Origin of the sequence: Enterobacter cloacae complex sp. ECL414 (assembly GCF_021869685.1) — a bacterium.
GTDB classification, from domain to species: Bacteria; Pseudomonadota; Gammaproteobacteria; order Enterobacterales; family Enterobacteriaceae; genus Enterobacter; species Enterobacter kobei.
Map to the genome: position 1 here is coordinate 258,316 of NZ_CP091481.1, position 16,516 is coordinate 274,831.

Genomic DNA, 16,516 nt, shown 5'->3' on the forward strand with positions numbered 1-16,516 from the left:
TTTTTATCGACGACGCAACAGCCTGAGCGCGTTCGCCGTCACCAGCACCGTTGCCCCCGTATCCGCCAGCACTGCCAGCCACAGCCCGGTCATGCCGAGCAGCGTCGTCACCAGGAAAATCCCCTTCAGTCCGAGCGCAATCCCGATGTTCTGGCGGATATTGGCTCGCGTCGCCCGCGCCAGGCCGATCATCTCTGCCAGCCCGGTCAGACGGTTATGCGTCAGCGCCGCGTCTGCCGTCTCCAGCGCCACGTCGGTGCCGCTTCCCATCGCAATGCCTATGGTGGATGCTTTCATCGCTGGTGCATCGTTAATGCCGTCTCCGACCATCGCGAGCGGGGCGTGGCTGTTCAGTTCGGTTACCGCACTGACCTTATCGGCGGGCAGCAATCCAGCTTTAAATTCCAGTCCCAGTTCACCCGCAATGGCTGACGCCGCACGTGGGTTATCCCCGGTCAGGATCACGCCCTGCACGCCCAGCTGATGCAGCGCCGCTACGGCTTCCTTCGCGTCATCACGCAGGGTATCGCGCAGCGCCAGCATCCCTTTCGTCACGCCGTCCTGCATAACAACCACGACAGTTTGCCCGGCCTGCTCTAACGCCTGAACCTGTGCGGAAGGGGAGTGACCCGCCGCGACAATCAGGACCTTTTTACCGTCGACGTTGGCCTCAATCCCAGACCCGACCAGCGCGCGCTGGGCGGTGGCCGCCGGAATCGGTAATCCGCGAGCCTGCGCTTCCCGCACAATGGCTTGCGCCAGCGGGTGGGTGGAACCCTGTTCGACGGCGGCGGCTAAGGTAAGCAGTTCATCTTCAGCGATATCCTGCGGATAAATGCCGGTCACCTGGGGTTTGCCGACGGTTAACGTGCCGGTTTTGTCGAAGGCGATATGCTGAACCTGGCTCAGTTGCTCCAGCGCCGCGCCGCCTTTAATCAGCGCCCCGCGACGTGCCGCTGCCGCCAGACCGGAGGTGATCGCCGCTGGCGTGGAGATCACCAGCGCGCACGGGCAGCCAATCAGCAGCAGGGTCAGACCTTTATAAATCCAGCCCTCCCAGGGCGCGCCAAAGAACAGCGGTGGAACGAGCGTAACCAGCAGAGCAATCAGCATAATGGCGGGCGTGTAAATCCGGCTAAAGCGATCGATAAAACGCTCGACGGGGGCACGACGCTCTTCAGCTTCTTCAATCAGCTTCAGGATACGGTCGATGGCGCTGTCGCCGGGCCCGGAAAGCACCTCAAGCTGCACCAGGCGGTCAACGCTGGTGGCGCCTGCAGGCACTTTTTCTCCCGCGGTACGCTCAACCGGAATGGATTCCCCTGTCAGGGCGCTTTCATCAAAGCTTGCGGTGGCGCTAAGCAGTGCGCCATCGGCAGGCAAGCGCCCCCCTGCGGCGACTTCAATGACGTCGCCCGGGCGCAGCGTGCTGATGGCGACGGTTTCACGTTTGCCTTCGTTAACCCGCGTCGCGGTTTCCGGCTTCAGTGCCATCAACGCGCTCACCCCTTTACGCGCGCGGCTGGCGGCCGAGCCCTCAAGTCGTTCGCCGATCAGGAACAGCAGCAGAACCATCGCCGCTTCCGCCGTCGCGCCGATAAACAGCGCGCCGATCGCCGCCACGCTCATCAGCGTTTCGATGGCGAACCAGCTGCCGCTTCTCATCAGACGTAATGCCTGGCGGGCAATCGGAAACAGTCCGACCAGCGTGGTGGCGATAAACGCCAGGTTGCCAAACGGATGGTTAATCTGTTCCAGACCCCAGCTCAGGGCCATCATGATGATGAGGGTAATGAGCGGCAGATTTTCCTTCAGGGAGGCGGTCTTTTCGACAGGGGCTGTTTCGCTGCGCAGGGTGTATCCCGCCTTGCTGACGGCGGCTTCAACCTGCTTACTGACATCCTTGTCGGCGCTGACTAACAGCTTTTCGGTCGCAAAAAGCACCTGAACGTGGCTGACGCCCGGCACCTGTTTGACCGCATTTTCCACTTTACGTGCGCAGGCTGCGCAGTCCATACCGTTGACGGCCCAGCTGTAGCGATTACCGCTTTCGGGCAGCGCGTCGGCTTGCGTTTCGCAGCTCCCCTCGCAGCAGCAGTCCTCTTTTGGCGGAACCGGGCTGAGCTTAAGTGCCGAAAATTGTGGGATTTTTTTAGGTGTTTCTGGAGTCGACATGGCAGTCTCCGGTAATGATAATTTTCTCATTAACCGCAGCATACACTCTGGAGTCGACTCCAGAGTCAAGCGTTATTTAGATATACAGCGAACGCACGATCAGGAAGTGCCCGGCAAAGTAGCAGGCGGAAGCAATCGCGTTGTCGGCGCGGAAGCGACGGCGATAGTGGCTGCCCAGCCAGACGATATTACCGAGTAAGAGCAGTGCTGCGCCGAAGAACGCAGACATCGCCTGAGACGTCGGGCGGAAGAACCAGAGCTCGCCAGCGAGCCACACCATCACCAGCGTCATGGCGATAAATGTACAGACCGGCAAACGCATCTCTTCCAGACGCGACCAGATCACCGCTATCAGCAGTGCGCCAATCACCAGCAGCACCAGCGGCAGCGGCCAGAAGAAGGAGAGCGTCATCTGGCTGGCGAAGTAGATGGTATACAGCAGATGCGACAGGAAAAACGCCCCAACAGCATACAGCAGACGCTGACGCGGGAGCAGGGTTAGGGCATCGCCAATCAGGGACGCGCACAGCCCGGCGAGAACCAGGTAGCTGATGGCGTTAAACATCGGCGCTTGCCAGGCAAGCAGCAGAAGGAGCAACAGCGTGACGGGTTTAAACAACCAGCGCTGCCAGGCTGGGCCACGGTAGGACGCATCAACATAAAGCCATGCGGAAAAACAGACAGCGATAAATGACCAAAGCATATTAACTCCCTGTAACTGTTAAGGCTGAATAATCAGTTTCTGATCCAGTGTAGTGACGCGGGCGGGCGTTTGGCAATGCCGGGGCAGGCGAGGTATCCTGAATTCCGCATAATCTGATGGGATGTTTCAATGAGCAAGATGCCGCTGTTTTTCATTATCGTGGTAGCGATTATCGTCATTGCCGCCTCGTTTCGCTTCGTGCAGCAGCGCCGGGAAAAGGCGGATAACGATGCCGCACCGCTGATGCAAAAGCGGGTGGTGGTGAGCAATAAGCGCGAGAAAGCCCTCAACGACCGACGCTCTCGCCAACAGCAGGTTACGCCTGCGGGCGCGACGATGCGCTATGAAGCCAGCTTTAAGCCGGAAACCGGCGGGCTGGAGATGACTTTCCGCCTGGAGGCGCAGCAGTACCACCAGTTGACGGTGGGTGAGAAAGGAATGCTGAGCTACAAAGGGTCACGGTTTGAGGGTTTTAGGGCGGAATAATGCGCGATCGGTCCCCTCTCCCGGTGGGAGAGGGTTAGGGCGAGGGCATCAGGCCGCACCCTACTTCTTCACCTGCGCCTTAAACTTCTTCATCCACACCAGCAACTCAAACACGCCGAAAATAAATACCCGCAGTTGCTGCCAGCCGGTCATCGGCGGGCCATCTTTTGGCAGGCCGTTTTTCAGCATTACCATCTGCAGGGCGTGCATGAACGAGGTGAAAATCAGCGCCACGTTAACGAAGATGTTCAACGGGCGCGGGAACGGGTGCACCAGATTCAAAATCAAAAATGCCCAGACGCCCAGCATCAGCAAACGTCCCAGGTTAATCAGTACCGGCATCAGAGCCTCCTTGTACCTGACGGTGATAAAGACGATAAGCGACCTGACCGGCAACCTTTTCGCGGTGCAGATCCCAGTGCGCTGGCACTGGCGGAAGACCGTTTTCCACTTCGCTTTCAACGTAAATTAATGCGTCATCCGCCAGCCAGCCGTTTTGTTCCAGCAGGGATAACGTCTCTTCCAGCAGCCCCTTGCGGAACGGCGGATCGACAAACACCACCTGATGCGGCGTGCCTTTCTGCGCGAGGAAGCTCAGGGTATTGGTGTTTACGACTTTGGCGTTACTCGCTTTGAGCGTCGCCAGATTTTGCTGCAGCGTCTGTGCCACGCCGCGCTCCATCTCCAGCAGCGTGGCGCTGGCGGCGTAGCGCGACAACGCTTCGAGCCCTAATGCACCGCTGCCGGCGAAGCAGTCCAGGCAGTGGGCATCTACCATTGACGGGGCGAGCCAGTTAAACAGCGTCTCGCGAACGCGGTCGGTTGTCGGGCGTAAACCGGGGCTGTCCGGCACCGGTAATTTCCGGCCTCGCCACTGACCGCCGATAATTCGAATTTGACCGGCCGGGGCGCGGGTGGGTTTCTTCATCTCTGGAAAGCTCTGTTAACCATTGCCCTGCGATTGCGGGCGGTGATGTCAATTAAGTAAAGTGTTAGACTATTTCATCATTTTTTTAGCTTCCCTGTATATAGCGCCGCGAGGAGTGTAGTCGCAGATGGCAAAACAAAAAAAACGTGGCTTCTTTTCCTGGTTGGGTTTCGGTGAAAAAGAGCAAGAAACAGAACAGAAAACCGAAGAACAACAGGTTGTAGAAGAGCAATCACAGCCTGAAACGCCTGTAGAAACCGCTGCGGTTATCGAAGCGGAAGAACCTGTCCACAGCAAAGAAGAGATTGAATCGTTTGCTGAAGAGGTGGTTGAAGTCACTGAACAGGTTCAGGAGAGCGAGAAGCCAGAACTGGTTGTGCCCGAAGCCGTTACCGACGCACCGCAGGCTGTTATCGAACATGAAGAGCTGCCGCTGCCGGAAGAGGTTAAAGCCGAAGAGGTATCTGCAGAAGAGTGGCAGGCCGAAGCGGAAACCGTTGAAATTGTTGAGGCGGTGGAAGAAGAGGCGGCGCTTGAGCCAGAGCTGACCGACGACGAGCTGGAAGCCCAGGCGCTGGCGGCGGAAGCGGCTGAAGACGCGGTTATCGTCGTGCCGGTGGAAGCGCAAGAGCAGGCTGAAGAAGAGATCGTTCAGGAGCAGGAAAAACCGACCAAAGAAGGTTTCTTTGCCCGTCTGAAGCGCAGCCTGTTAAAAACCAAAGAAAATCTGGGTTCCGGATTTATCAGTCTGTTCCGCGGCAAGAAGATCGACGACGATCTCTTCGAAGAGCTGGAAGAGCAACTGCTGATCGCTGACGTGGGGGTGGAAACCACCCGTAAGATCATCGCCAGCCTGACCGAAGGGGCAAGCCGCAAACAGCTGCGCGATGCCGAGGCACTGTACGGCCTGCTGAAAGACGAGATGGGTGAAATTCTCGCAAAAGTTGATGAACCGCTTAATATTGAAGGCAAAACGCCATTTGTTATTCTGATGGTGGGTGTTAACGGCGTGGGTAAAACCACGACTATCGGCAAGCTGGCGCGTCAGTTCGAGCAGCAGGGCAAATCGGTGATGCTGGCGGCGGGCGATACCTTCCGTGCGGCGGCGGTTGAGCAGCTGCAGGTGTGGGGCCAGCGGAACAACATTCCGGTGATTGCCCAGCATACCGGCGCGGATTCCGCGTCCGTGATTTTTGATGCCATTCAGGCGGCGAAGTCCCGTAACGTGGACGTGCTGATTGCTGACACCGCAGGGCGTTTGCAGAACAAATCGCACCTGATGGAAGAGTTGAAGAAAATCGTCCGCGTCATGAAGAAGCTGGACGAAGATGCACCGCATGAAATTATGCTGACTATCGACGCCAGCACCGGGCAGAACGCCGTTAGCCAGGCGAAGCTGTTCAATGAAGCGGTAGGATTGACCGGGATCGCGCTGACCAAGCTGGACGGCACCGCGAAAGGCGGGGTGATCTTCTCCGTAGCCGACCAGTTCGGCATTCCTATCCGCTACATCGGTGTTGGCGAGCGTATTGAGGATTTGCGTCCGTTTAAAGCGGACGACTTTATTGAGGCACTATTTGCCCGAGAGGACTAACAATGATTCGCTTTGAACACGTCAGCAAGGCCTATCTCGGTGGGAGACAAGCGCTGCAGGGAGTCACATTCCACCTGCAGCCAGGCGAGATGGCATTCCTGACCGGCCATTCCGGCGCGGGGAAAAGTACTCTGCTCAAGCTTATCTGTGGGATCGAACGGCCAAGCGCCGGGAAAATCTGGTTCAGCGGCCATGATATTAGCCGTCTTAAGAACCGTGAAGTGCCGTTCCTGCGTCGTCAGATCGGCATGATTTTCCAGGATCACCATCTGCTGATGGATCGCACCGTTTTCGATAACGTCGCTATCCCGCTGATTATTGCCGGTGCCAGCTATGATGATATCCGTCGTCGCGTCTCTGCGGCGCTGGATAAGGTTGGGCTGCTGGACAAAGCGAAGAACTTCCCGATCCAGCTCTCCGGCGGTGAACAGCAGCGTGTGGGCATCGCCCGTGCGGTGGTGAACAAGCCGGCCGTACTGCTGGCGGATGAACCCACAGGTAACCTGGACGATGCGCTCTCCGAAGGGATTTTGCGTCTGTTTGAGGAATTCAACCGCGTTGGGGTCACAGTATTGATGGCGACGCACGATATCGGGCTGATTTCCCGTCGTTCGTACCGCATGCTGACTCTGAGCGATGGACATTTGCACGGAGGCCATGGTGAACAAGCGTGATGCAATGAACCAGATTCGGCAGTTCGGGAACCGGTTTGACCGTTTCCGTAAGCCGCAGGGTGGCGGTGATGGCAATCGTAACGCACCCAAGCGCCAGAAAGCGGCGCCAAAGCCGGCTTCGCGCAAAAACAACGTGTTTAACGAGCAGGTGCGCTACGCTTTCCACGGCGCGTTGCAGGATCTGAAAAGCAAACCGCTGGCAACGTTCCTGACGGTAATGGTCATCGCCATCTCCCTGACGCTGCCAAGCGTCTGCTACATGGTTTATAAGAACGTGAACCAGGCGGCGTCCCAGTATTATCCGTCGCCGCAGATCACCGTTTATCTGGATAAAGCGCTCGACGATAACGCGGCGGCGCAGGTGGTTGGGCAAATCCAGGCCGAGCAGGGCGTGGAGAAGGTCAACTATCTTTCCCGTGAAGAAGCGCTGGGCGAGTTTCGCAACTGGTCCGGTTTTGGCGGCGCGCTGGATATGCTCGAAGAGAACCCGTTACCTGCGGTGGCGGTGGTGATCCCGAAGCTCGATTTCCAGGGGACCGATTCGCTAAATACGTTACGCGATCGCATCACCCGGATTAACGGAATTGATGAAGTGCGCATGGACGACAGCTGGTTTGCCCGTCTTGCCGCGCTGACCGGGCTGGTGGGACGTGTGTCGGCGATGATCGGCGTACTGATGGTGGCCGCGGTGTTCCTCGTCATTGGTAACAGCGTGCGCCTGAGCATTTTTGCTCGCCGCGATACCATTAACGTGCAGAAACTGATTGGCGCGACGGATGGCTTCATCCTTCGTCCGTTCCTCTATGGCGGCGCATTGCTCGGTTTTTCTGGGGCATTTCTTTCACTGATTTTGTCAGAAATTTTGGTGATGCGTTTGTCATCGGCCGTGACGGAAGTGGCGCAGGTTTTCGGAACTAAGTTTGATATCAGTGGCTTAGGCTTTGACGAGTGCCTGTTATTACTGCTGGTTTGCTCGATGATTGGTTGGGTGGCAGCCTGGCTGGCGACCGTTCAACATTTACGCCACTTTACTCCCGACTAATAAAAGCGTGATATAATCTTTCCCTGCACCGAGATGTTCGCTCTGCAGGGAAAGCGTCCCTGTTGTCTCTTCCCCTGTTATCATCTCCATGTCACATTTTGTGCGTAATTTATTCACTGTTGCACCTGGAACTTGTGGATAAAATCACTGTCTGATAAAAGAGTGAATGCTAATCTCGTTGCTCAAACGCTTTGGCATGGTTGTTGCCTGACGGGGACAACCTGGACCAGAAGAAACATTGAGAGGAATGAATGACCAAAGAAATGCAAACTTTAGCTTTAGCCCCTGTTGGTAACCTGGAATCTTACATCCGGGCTGCGAACACCTGGCCGATGTTAACGGCCGAGGAAGAAAAGGAGCTTGCTGAAAAGCTGCATTACCAGGGCGATCTGGAAGCAGCGAAAAAGCTGATCCTGTCTCACCTGCGCTTTGTTGTTCACATTGCTCGTAATTACGCGGGCTATGGCCTGCCGCAGGCGGACTTGATTCAGGAAGGTAACATCGGTCTGATGAAGGCTGTACGTCGCTTTAACCCGGAAGTGGGTGTGCGACTGGTCTCCTTCGCCGTACACTGGATCAAAGCAGAAATTCATGAATACGTGCTGCGCAACTGGCGTATCGTGAAAGTCGCCACGACAAAAGCGCAACGTAAACTGTTCTTCAACCTGCGTAAAACCAAGCAGCGTCTGGGCTGGTTCAATCAGGATGAAGTGGAAATGGTGGCGCGCGAGCTGGGTGTATCCAGCAAAGATGTGCGTGAGATGGAATCCCGTATGGCCGCGCAGGACATGACGTTTGATATGTCCTCCGATGACGACGGCTCTGACAGCCAGCCAATGGCCCCGGTTCTGTATCTGCAGGATAAAACTTCCAACTTTGCTGACGGCATTGAAGAGGATAACTGGGAAGATCAGGCCGCGAATAAGCTCACCCATGCGATGGAAGGCCTCGACGAACGTAGTCAGGATATTATCCGTGCCCGCTGGCTGGACGAAGACAACAAGTCCACGCTGCAGGAACTGGCCGACCGCTACGGCGTCTCCGCTGAACGTGTGCGTCAGCTTGAAAAGAATGCCATGAAAAAACTTCGCGCCGCTATCGAAGCGTAATTTCTGCGAAGTACACTGAGAACCCCTGGATGAGAGTCCGGGGGTTTTGTTTTTTTAGCGCCCGCTCTGGCGAATTCCTCCCCCCTGGCAAACACTTACTGATGCGCTAAGCAGGCGATTTTCTCAGGGGGACAGGGTGAAAAATAACGAACTGAACGACCGGCGTTTGCAGGCGACGCCGCGCGGTATCGGCGTCATGTGTAATTTCTATGCCGATAAAGCCGAAAACGCCACGGTGTGGGACGTAGAAGGCAACGAGTATATCGACTTCGCCGCCGGCATTGCGGTGCTGAATACCGGCCATCGCCATCCCAAAGTCATTTCCGCTATTGAAAAACAACTCCACGCCTTTACCCATACGGCGTACCAGATTGTGCCATATGAAGGCTATGTGGCGCTGGCCGAGCGTATCAACCAGCGCGTGCCCATTGATGGCCCGGCCAAAACGGCCTTTTTCTCGACGGGCGCAGAAGCGGTTGAAAACGCGGTTAAAATAGCCCGCGCCTATACCCGACGTCCTGGCCTCATCACTTTCGGCGGCGCGTTCCACGGCCGTACTTTTATGACCATGGCGCTGACTGGCAAAGTTGCGCCGTACAAACTGGGCTTTGGTCCGTTCCCTGGCTCGGTGTATCACGCGCAGTATCCGAACGATCTGCACGGCGTCAGCACGGCGGAGGCGTTAAAAAGCCTGGAACGCATCTTTAAAGCGGATATCGCACCGGATCAGGTCGCGGCCATTATTCTCGAACCGGTTCAGGGGGAGGGCGGTTTCAATATCGCGCCTGCCGATTTTATGCAGGCGCTGCGTGCCCTCTGTGATACCCACGGTATTTTGCTGATTGCCGACGAGGTACAAAGTGGTTTCGCCCGTACAGGCAAACTGTTCTCGATGGAACACCACTGCGTGAAGCCCGATTTGATCACCATGGCGAAAAGCCTCGCGGGTGGGATGCCGCTCTCTGCGGTATCGGGCCGTGCCGACGTGATGGACGCACCTGCGCCGGGCGGGCTGGGCGGTACTTACGCGGGGAACCCGCTGGCGATTGCCGCTGCGCATGCGGTGCTGGACGTGATTGATGAAGAGGATCTCTGTACACGTTCTGCGCATCTTGGTCATCATCTGGTAGAGGTGCTGAACAAAGCGAAGGAACACTGTCCGTATATCGCCGACATTCGCGCGCAAGGATCGATGGTGGCGGTAGAGTTTAATGACCCGCAAACGGGCCAGCCTTCGCCGGAATTCACCCGCCAGGTACAGGAACGCGCGCTGCAGGACGGTCTGCTTCTGCTGAGCTGCGGCGTTTACGGCAACGTTATTCGTTTCCTTTATCCGCTGACAATCCCCGAAGTGCAGTTCCGTCAAGCGCTGGACATTATCTCCGCCTCGCTGACACGTTAAAGCCGCGCGCCCGGTGAAATCTTTGCCGGGCTTATCATATATTCATTTCAAATTAGCTATTCCAAAATCATAAAAATGGGGTATGTTTTAGCAGAGTATGCTGAAAAAGCGCGAACAGCACACCAATAACTGAAATAAAGCGCTGCACAACAACATCACAACAATCGTAATAACCATAATAATGGGGAATCTCAGGATGAACATGAAGGGTAAAGCGTTACTGGCAGGATGTATTGCGTTGGCATTCAGCACCATGGCACAGGCAGACATTAAGGTGGCTGTGGTTGGCGCAATGTCCGGTCCGGTAGCACAGTACGGCGACCAGGAATTTACGGGCGCTGAACAGGCGGTTGCAGACATTAATGCTAAGGGCGGTATTAAAGGCGAAAAACTGCAGATCGTAAAATATGATGATGCCTGTGACCCGAAACAAGCGGTAGCGGTTGCGAACAAAGTGGTGAACGACGGGATCAAATACGTTATCGGTCACCTGTGCTCTTCCTCAACTCAGCCTGCGTCTGACATCTACGAAGACGAAGGGATTCTGATGATCACCCCGGCGGCGACCGCACCGGAGCTGACCGCGCGCGGCTACAAACTGACCCTGCGCACCACGGGCCTGGACTCTGACCAGGGTCCAACGGCGGCGAAATACATTCTGGATAAAGTGAAGCCGAAGCGTATCGCGATTGTTCATGACAAACAGCAGTACGGTGAAGGTCTGGCGCGTGCGGTGCAGGATGGTCTGAAGAAAGGCAACGCCAATGTGGTCTTCTTCGATGGGATCACTGCCGGTGAGAAAGACTTCTCCACGCTGGTGGCGCGCCTGAAAAAAGAGAATATCGATTTCGTTTACTACGGCGGTTACCACCCGGAGATGGGCCAGATCCTGCGCCAGGCGCGTGCAGCCGGTCTGAAAACCCAGTTTATGGGACCTGAAGGCGTAGCGAACGTTTCCCTGTCTAACATCGCAGGTGAATCCGCTGAAGGTCTGCTGGTGACCAAGCCGAAGAACTACGACCAGGTCCCTGCGAACAAACCTATCGTAGATGCCATCAAGGCGAAGAAACAGGATCCAAGCGGCGCGTTCGTCTGGACCACCTACGCGGCGCTTCAGTCTCTGCAGGCGGGTCTGAACCAGTCAGCCGATCCGGCTGAGATTGCGACCTGGCTGAAAGCGAACACCGTCGAAACCGTGATGGGACCGCTGTCCTGGGATGAGAAGGGTGACCTGAAAGGCTTTGAGTTCGGCGTGTTTGACTGGCATGCCAACGGCACGGCGACCGACGCCAAATAATTTTCCCGTCGCCTTTCGCGCCGCAGGTGCGTTGGCTGCGTTATTCAACCCCGGTCACTTACTTATGTAAGCTTCCGGGGATTTCATTACTTGCCGCCTTCCTGCAACACGAAATGCTTGGGAAAATACGGTGGAGAATGTAGGCCGGGTAAGGCGCAGCCGCCACCCGGCTTTCTTTTAGCGCTTCTCCCACCCACTATCCTGCGCCGTAAACCCTAACGCCTGCATAAACGCCGCCATCACGCCGCGGTCTTCTACGCCTACGTCAGCCATCCACCATGAGGTCACGTTCGGGTTTTCGCGGATCACTTCTTCAATTAAATACTGCCCCACGCCGCGACGCCGGGTGACGTCACGTACACGCAGTGAGTCCAGCGCCCCTTCTGTACCGCTTAGGGTCACGCGAACCGCAGCCAGCAGGCGTTCGTTGAAACGCGCGGCATAAATGCGGTGAGTCTCGTCGACGCGTAGCGACGAAGGGGAATATTCCGGCCAGATCTTGCCCAGGTCGATATGATCCTGGTCGCTAAAGGTCACCAGACGCACGATAGTCAGTTTCATTAGCTACATGTCCAAATCAAATTGAGTAGGGGCAGTGTACTCAATTTATTCACTCAGCGGCTTCCTCTTTTTATTCTCATTAACTAGGTGATTAGTTTTTTGGTAACGTGCTGGGCAGTTTGAAAACACATGGATCGAAAAATAAGCAGAATTTTAACCTGAATGGTAGTGATTTATTCGGCGCTTTGTACCGTTATTTTATGCTGCAAACTGCACTTTTATTTGTTTATCTCTGCATGATTTCAGAATATTATCTTTGCTTAATCGCCTGAAAAATAGAGATTTTAGTCTGGTTTTTGGCAAAAAACTGCGCTAAACCATTAAAGGCACTGGTAAAAATAGCGTTGTGCATTAAAAGTACAGAATGCTTTTTAACCATAATAAAACAAAATATAAACACGACATCACGAATGGGGATTCTGAGATGAAAAGGAACGCGAAAACATTTATCGCGGGAATGGTTGCACTGGCGATCTCGCATGCAGCCATGGCGGAAGAGATCAAAGTTGCGGTCGTGGGCGCAATGTCCGGCCCTGTTGCCCAGTGGGGTGATATGGAGTTCAACGGCGCGCGCCAGGCCATCAAAGACATCAACGCCAAAGGCGGCATCAAAGGCGACAAGCTGGTGGGCGTGGAATATGACGACGCCTGCGATCCGAAACAGGCCGTCGCGGTCGCCAACAAAATCGTCAACGATGGCATCCAGTATGTGATTGGCCACCTGTGCTCATCGTCCACCCAGCCTGCGTCTGATATCTACGAAGACGAAGGTATTCTGATGATCACCCCCGGCGCCACTAACCCAGAACTGACCCAGCGCGGCTATCAGCACATTATGCGTACCGCCGGTCTCGATTCTTCCCAGGGACCCACCGCCGCCAAATTTATCCTCGAAACCGTAAAGCCAAAGCGCATTGCCATCATTCATGACAAGCAGCAGTACGGCGAAGGCCTGGCGCGTTCCGTTCAGGACGGCCTGAAAAAAGGTGGCGCGAACATCGTCTTCTTTGACGGCATCACTGCCGGTGAGAAAGACTTCTCCGCGCTGATTGCTCGTCTGCAAAAAGAGAACATCGACTTCGTTTACTACGGCGGCTACTACCCTGAAATGGGGCAGATGCTGCGTCAGGCACGCGCCACCGGTCTGAAAACCCAGTTTATGGGACCAGAGGGCGTGGGTAATGCCTCCCTGTCGAACATCGCGGGCGATTCTGCCGAAGGCATGCTGGTTACGATGCCAAAACGCTATGACCAGGATCCTGCGAACAAGGCTATCGTTGATGCGCTTAAGGCGCAGAAAAAGGACCCGAGTGGTCCGTATGTCTGGATCACCTACGCGGCCGTACAGTCTCTGGCGACGGCTCTGGAGCGTACCGGCAGCAAAGAGCCGTTGGATCTGGTGAAAGATTTAAAAGCACACGGGGCGAACACCGTGATTGGGCCGCTGAACTGGGATGAGAAAGGCGATCTGAAGGGATTTGAGTTTGGTGTCTTTAAGTGGCACGCCGACGGGTCTTCCTCGGCCGCCAAATAATTATCCCGCCGCCCGGACCGCCGGGCGGGAATAAAAAGGTTTGCATATGTCCGAGCAGTTTCTCTATTTCCTGCAGCAGATGTTTAACGGCGTCACGCTGGGAAGCACCTACGCGCTGATTGCCATCGGCTATACGATGGTTTACGGCATTATCGGCATGATCAACTTCGCCCACGGCGAGGTGTACATGATCGGTAGCTACATCTCCTTTATGATCATCGCCGCCCTGATGATGATGGGCATCGACAGCAGCTGGCTGCTGGTTGCCGCCGGGTTTGTCGGCGCCATTGTGATCGCCAGCGCCTATGGCTGGAGCATCGAGCGCGTGGCCTATCGGCCGGTGCGCAGCTCCAAGCGTCTGATTGCGCTCATCTCCGCCATCGGTATGTCGATCTTCCTGCAAAACTACGTCAGCCTGACCGAAGGGTCGCGCGACGTGGCGCTGCCAAGCCTGTTTAACGGCCAGTGGATCGTGGGGGCCAGCGAAAACTTCTCTGCCTCTATCACCACCATGCAGCTCGTCATCTGGGTCGTGACCTTTATTGCGATGCTCGCCCTGACGCTGTTCATCCGTTATTCCCGCATGGGGCGCGCCTGCCGTGCCTGCGCGGAAGACCTGAAGATGGCGAGCCTGCTTGGCATCAATACTGACCGCGTGATTGCCCTGACCTTCGTGATCGGTGCCGCGATGGCGGCAGTGGCGGGCGTGCTGCTCGGCCAGTTCTACGGCGTGATCAACCCGTACATCGGATTTATGGCCGGAATGAAAGCCTTCACCGCGGCAGTACTTGGCGGTATCGGCAGTATTCCTGGCGCGATGATCGGCGGCCTGATCCTGGGCGTGGCGGAAGCGCTCTCCTCGGCGTACCTGAGCACCGAATATAAAGACGTGGTGTCGTTTGCCCTGCTGATTCTGGTTCTGCTGGTCATGCCTACCGGTATTCTGGGCCGTCCGGAGGTAGAGAAAGTATGAAACCGATGCATTTTGCAATGGCGCTGCTCTCTGCCGCCATGTTCTTCGTGCTGGCGGGCGTCTTTATGGGCGTCCAGCTGGAGCTGAGCGGCACCAAACTGGTGGTGGATACCGCACCTGACATCCGCTGGCAGTGGGTGTTTATTGGCACGGCGGTGGTGTTCCTGTTCCAGCTGCTGCGTCCGCTGTTCCAGAAAACGCTGAAAGGTGTCTCCGGGCCGAAATTTGTTCTTCCGGCTATCGACGGTTCCACCGTGAAGCAAAAGCTGTTCCTCGTGGCGCTGCTGGTGGCGGCCGTGGCGTGGCCATTCGTGGTCTCGCGCGGCACGGTGGATATCGCCACCCTGACCATGATTTACGTGATTTTGGGTCTCGGTCTGAACGTGGTGGTGGGGCTCTCTGGCCTGCTGGTGCTGGGCTACGGTGGTTTTTACGCCATCGGTGCCTACACCTTCGCGCTGCTGAACCATTATTACGGCCTCGGCTTCTGGACCTGTCTGCCGCTGGCGGGCCTGGTTTCTGCCGCTGCGGGCTTCCTGCTGGGCTTCCCGGTGCTGCGCCTGCGCGGTGACTACCTGGCGATTGTGACCTTAGGCTTCGGCGAAATCGTCCGTATCCTGCTGCTGAATAACACCGAAATCACCGGTGGTCCGAACGGCATCAGCCAGATCCCGAAACCGACCTTCTTCGGGCTGGAGTTCAGCCGTACCGCCCGCGAAGGCGGCTGGGATACCTTCAGCAACTTCTTTGGCGTGAAGTATGACCCGTCCGACCGCGTGATTTGGCTCTACCTGGTTGCGCTGCTGCTGGTGGTGGTGACCCTTTTCGTGATTAACCGTCTGCTGCGCATGCCGCTGGGCCGCGCGTGGGAAGCGCTGCGTGAAGATGAGATCGCCTGCCGCTCCCTGGGCCTGAACCCGACCCGCATCAAGCTGACCGCGTTTACCATCAGCGCCGCGTTTGCCGGTTTCGCCGGGACGCTGTTTGCCGCGCGTCAGGGTTTCGTCAGCCCGGAATCGTTCACGTTTGCCGAATCGGCCTTTGTGCTGGCGATTGTGGTGCTCGGCGGGATGGGCTCGCAGTTTGCCGTCATTCTCGCGGCCATCCTGCTGGTGGTCTCGCGCGAGCTGATGCGTGACTTTAACGAATACAGCATGCTGATGCTGGGTGGTTTGATGGTGCTGATGATGATCTGGCGTCCGCAGGGCCTGCTGCCGATGACCCGTCCACAGCTGAAGCTGAAGAACGGGAAAGCGAAAGGAGAGCAGGCATGAGTCAGCCATTATTATCCGTTAACGGTCTGATGATGCGTTTTGGCGGCCTGCTGGCGGTCAACAACGTGAATCTGGATCTGCATAAGAAAGAGATCGTCTCCCTGATTGGCCCCAACGGCGCGGGAAAAACCACGGTGTTTAACTGTCTGACCGGTTTCTACAAGCCGACGGGCGGCACCATCATGCTGCGCGATAAGCACCTGGAAGGGCTGCCGGGCCAGCAAATTGCCCGCATGGGCGTGGTGCGTACCTTCCAGCACGTGCGCCTGTTCCGCGAGATGACGGTGATTGAGAACCTGCTGGTGGCACAGCATCAGCAGCTCAAAACCGGGCTGTTCTCCGGTCTGCTGAAGACTCCGGCCTTCCGCCGAGCCCAGGAGGAGGCCCTCGACCGCGCCGCCACCTGGCTCGACCGCATCGGCTTGCTGCAGCACGCCAACCGTCAGGCGAGCAACCTGGCCTACGGCGATCAGCGTCGTCTGGAGATTGTGCGCTGCATGGTGACGCAGCCGGAGATCCTGATGCTCGACGAACCGGCGGCGGGCCTCAACCCGAAAGAAACCAAAGAGCTGGACGAGCTGATTGCCGAGCTACGCGATCACCACGACACCACCATCCTGCTGATTGAGCACGACATGAAGCTGGTGATGGGTATTTCGGACCGTATTTACGTGGTCAACCAGGGCACGCCGCTGGCAAACGGCACGCCGGAAGAGATCCGCAACAATCCGGACGTGATCCGCGCGTACCTTGGTGAGGCATAA

At 56.5% G+C, this 16,516-nt stretch carries 16 protein-coding genes; 11 read left to right on the top strand and 5 right to left on the bottom strand.

The features are described from left to right. Nucleotides 1-3: 3 nt before the first annotated feature. Together zntA and L3068_RS01190 are read right to left on the bottom strand one after the other, a co-directional pair. The gene (gene zntA, locus L3068_RS01185; protein ID WP_117581833.1) at nucleotides 4-2,175 is read right to left on the bottom strand and encodes a Zn(II)/Cd(II)/Pb(II) translocating P-type ATPase ZntA; all 2,172 of its coding nucleotides are present in this window, start codon (nucleotides 2,173-2,175) and stop codon (nucleotides 4-6) included. Between the two features lie 76 nt (nucleotides 2,176-2,251). After that, the gene (locus L3068_RS01190) at nucleotides 2,252-2,878 is read right to left on the bottom strand and encodes a lysoplasmalogenase (protein ID WP_014882108.1); all 627 of its coding nucleotides are present in this window, start codon (nucleotides 2,876-2,878) and stop codon (nucleotides 2,252-2,254) included. Nucleotides 2,879-3,007: 129 nt separating this feature from the next. On the opposite strand from L3068_RS01190, the gene L3068_RS01195 reads away from it, so the two are divergent. Then, the gene (locus L3068_RS01195) at nucleotides 3,008-3,364 is read left to right on the top strand and encodes a DUF2500 domain-containing protein (RefSeq protein WP_014882109.1); all 357 of its coding nucleotides are present in this window, start codon (nucleotides 3,008-3,010) and stop codon (nucleotides 3,362-3,364) included. A gap of 60 nt (nucleotides 3,365-3,424) precedes the next feature. On the opposite strand, the gene L3068_RS01200 is transcribed toward L3068_RS01195, so the two are convergent. Together L3068_RS01200 and rsmD are read right to left on the bottom strand one after the other, a co-directional pair. Then, nucleotides 3,425-3,706 carry a DUF1145 family protein gene (locus L3068_RS01200; RefSeq protein WP_014882110.1) on the bottom strand — a complete coding sequence of 94 codons (282 nt, stop codon included), beginning with the start codon at nucleotides 3,704-3,706 and terminating at the stop codon, nucleotides 3,425-3,427. Next, the gene (gene rsmD, locus L3068_RS01205; RefSeq protein WP_045135381.1) at nucleotides 3,690-4,292 is read right to left on the bottom strand and encodes a 16S rRNA (guanine(966)-N(2))-methyltransferase; all 603 of its coding nucleotides are present in this window, start codon (nucleotides 4,290-4,292) and stop codon (nucleotides 3,690-3,692) included. The genes L3068_RS01200 and rsmD overlap by 17 nt, the downstream gene beginning before the upstream one ends. A 127-nt stretch (nucleotides 4,293-4,419) precedes the next feature. Here rsmD and ftsY point away from each other — a divergent pair, with 127 nt between their 5' ends. The 6 genes from ftsY to livJ all read left to right on the top strand — a co-directional run bounded on the left by ftsY (nucleotide 4,420) and on the right by livJ (nucleotide 11,410). Next, the gene (ftsY, locus tag L3068_RS01210) at nucleotides 4,420-5,886 is read left to right on the top strand and encodes a signal recognition particle-docking protein FtsY (protein WP_063862255.1); all 1,467 of its coding nucleotides are present in this window, start codon (nucleotides 4,420-4,422) and stop codon (nucleotides 5,884-5,886) included. 2 nt (nucleotides 5,887-5,888) lie between these two features. Continuing rightward, nucleotides 5,889-6,560, top strand: coding sequence for a cell division ATP-binding protein FtsE (ftsE, locus tag L3068_RS01215; protein ID WP_014882113.1), 672 nt, complete (start codon nucleotides 5,889-5,891; stop codon nucleotides 6,558-6,560). Further along, nucleotides 6,547-7,602 carry a permease-like cell division protein FtsX gene (gene ftsX / locus L3068_RS01220; protein WP_117581837.1) on the top strand — a complete coding sequence of 352 codons (1,056 nt, stop codon included), beginning with the start codon at nucleotides 6,547-6,549 and terminating at the stop codon, nucleotides 7,600-7,602. Before ftsE ends, ftsX begins: the two co-directional genes overlap by 14 nt. 251 nt (nucleotides 7,603-7,853) lie before the next feature. Further along, nucleotides 7,854-8,711: an RNA polymerase sigma factor RpoH gene (gene rpoH / locus L3068_RS01225; RefSeq protein ID WP_014882115.1), complete on the top strand. Its 858-nt coding sequence runs from the start codon at nucleotides 7,854-7,856 to the stop codon at nucleotides 8,709-8,711. 136 nt (nucleotides 8,712-8,847) lie between these two features. Further along, nucleotides 8,848-10,113 (top strand): 4-aminobutyrate--2-oxoglutarate transaminase, encoded by a 1,266-nt coding sequence (locus L3068_RS01230; RefSeq protein WP_117581831.1) that lies wholly within the window; start codon nucleotides 8,848-8,850, stop codon nucleotides 10,111-10,113. 196 nt (nucleotides 10,114-10,309) lie between these two features. Next, entirely contained in the window at nucleotides 10,310-11,410 is a 1,101-nt protein-coding gene (gene livJ / locus L3068_RS01235) for a branched chain amino acid ABC transporter substrate-binding protein LivJ (RefSeq protein ID WP_014882117.1), read from the top strand. Nucleotides 11,411-11,587: 177 nt separating this feature from the next. On the opposite strand, the gene panM is transcribed toward livJ, so the two are convergent. Further along, nucleotides 11,588-11,971: an aspartate 1-decarboxylase autocleavage activator PanM gene (gene panM, locus L3068_RS01240; protein ID WP_117581829.1), complete on the bottom strand. Its 384-nt coding sequence runs from the start codon at nucleotides 11,969-11,971 to the stop codon at nucleotides 11,588-11,590. Nucleotides 11,972-12,395: 424 nt separating this feature from the next. Between panM and livK the strand changes: the two genes are divergently transcribed. Genes livK through livG form a run of 4 tightly spaced genes read left to right on the top strand, consistent with a single transcriptional unit; the run spans nucleotide 12,396 to nucleotide 16,516 of the window. Beyond that, nucleotides 12,396-13,505: a high-affinity branched-chain amino acid ABC transporter substrate-binding protein LivK gene (gene livK / locus L3068_RS01245; RefSeq protein WP_014882120.1), complete on the top strand. Its 1,110-nt coding sequence runs from the start codon at nucleotides 12,396-12,398 to the stop codon at nucleotides 13,503-13,505. Between the two features lie 46 nt (nucleotides 13,506-13,551). Continuing rightward, on the top strand, nucleotides 13,552-14,478 hold the full coding sequence (gene livH, locus L3068_RS01250) for a high-affinity branched-chain amino acid ABC transporter permease LivH (RefSeq protein ID WP_014882121.1): 927 nt from the start codon (nucleotides 13,552-13,554) through the stop codon (nucleotides 14,476-14,478). Then, complete coding sequence (gene livM / locus L3068_RS01255) at nucleotides 14,475-15,752, top strand: branched chain amino acid ABC transporter permease LivM (protein WP_014882122.1); 1,278 nt, start codon at nucleotides 14,475-14,477, stop codon at nucleotides 15,750-15,752. The genes livH and livM overlap by 4 nt, the downstream gene beginning before the upstream one ends. Continuing rightward, nucleotides 15,749-16,516, top strand: coding sequence for a high-affinity branched-chain amino acid ABC transporter ATP-binding protein LivG (gene livG, locus L3068_RS01260; protein WP_014882123.1), 768 nt, complete (start codon nucleotides 15,749-15,751; stop codon nucleotides 16,514-16,516). The genes livM and livG overlap by 4 nt, the downstream gene beginning before the upstream one ends.

Bases quoted from the DNA above. Each gene is read 5' to 3' on its own strand.
- zntA (WP_117581833.1), bottom strand. From the start codon at position 2,175: ATGTCGACTCCAGAAACACCTAAAAAAATCCCACAATTTTCGGCACTT.
- L3068_RS01190 (WP_014882108.1), bottom strand. From the start codon at position 2,878: ATGCTTTGGTCATTTATCGCTGTCTGTTTTTCCGCATGGCTTTATGTT.
- L3068_RS01195 (WP_014882109.1), top strand. From the start codon at position 3,008: ATGAGCAAGATGCCGCTGTTTTTCATTATCGTGGTAGCGATTATCGTC.
- L3068_RS01200 (WP_014882110.1), bottom strand. From the start codon at position 3,706: ATGCCGGTACTGATTAACCTGGGACGTTTGCTGATGCTGGGCGTCTGG.
- rsmD (WP_045135381.1), bottom strand. From the start codon at position 4,292: ATGAAGAAACCCACCCGCGCCCCGGCCGGTCAAATTCGAATTATCGGC.
- ftsY (WP_063862255.1), top strand. From the start codon at position 4,420: ATGGCAAAACAAAAAAAACGTGGCTTCTTTTCCTGGTTGGGTTTCGGT.
- ftsE (WP_014882113.1), top strand. From the start codon at position 5,889: ATGATTCGCTTTGAACACGTCAGCAAGGCCTATCTCGGTGGGAGACAA.
- rpoH (WP_014882115.1), top strand. From the start codon at position 7,854: ATGACCAAAGAAATGCAAACTTTAGCTTTAGCCCCTGTTGGTAACCTG.
- livJ (WP_014882117.1), top strand. From the start codon at position 10,310: ATGAACATGAAGGGTAAAGCGTTACTGGCAGGATGTATTGCGTTGGCA.
- panM (WP_117581829.1), bottom strand. From the start codon at position 11,971: ATGAAACTGACTATCGTGCGTCTGGTGACCTTTAGCGACCAGGATCAT.
- livK (WP_014882120.1), top strand. From the start codon at position 12,396: ATGAAAAGGAACGCGAAAACATTTATCGCGGGAATGGTTGCACTGGCG.
- livH (WP_014882121.1), top strand. From the start codon at position 13,552: ATGTCCGAGCAGTTTCTCTATTTCCTGCAGCAGATGTTTAACGGCGTC.
- livM (WP_014882122.1), top strand. From the start codon at position 14,475: ATGAAACCGATGCATTTTGCAATGGCGCTGCTCTCTGCCGCCATGTTC.
- livG (WP_014882123.1), top strand. From the start codon at position 15,749: ATGAGTCAGCCATTATTATCCGTTAACGGTCTGATGATGCGTTTTGGC.